This window comes from Clostridioides sp. ZZV14-6150 (assembly GCF_020657875.1).
In the GTDB taxonomy this organism is placed as follows: domain Bacteria; phylum Bacillota; class Clostridia; order Peptostreptococcales; family Peptostreptococcaceae; genus Clostridioides.
In genome coordinates, this window is the sequence record NZ_JAGWDA010000099.1 from 1 (window position 1) to 299 (window position 299).

Genomic DNA, 299 nt, shown 5'->3' on the forward strand with positions numbered 1-299 from the left:
AAGATAATCAAAGGTAAATACAATCTACATAGTCAAACTATACAAGCAATATCAGATAAATTTGATGCTAATAGAAAAACTATTTCAGAGTTAAGAAAGAAAGGTAATACCAAGGCAAAGTATCCATATAAAACCAAGAAATTTTATATAATACCATTCAAAGCTAGTGCAATAAATATCAATGCTAAAGGTAACTTAAAGTTATCAATGTCAAAAGGTATCTATTTAGAGTTAGATTTTAATATTGAAAATATAAAGACTGCTGAAATAGTATGGCGAAACGGATATTATTTGTATTA

The 299-nt window shown here is 25.8% G+C and carries 1 pseudogene; it reads left to right on the forward strand.

Annotation, left to right across the window (positions count from 1 at the left end):
* Positions 1 to 299: pseudogene (locus KGF41_RS20685) on the forward strand (RNA-guided endonuclease TnpB family protein); the annotation flags it as partial.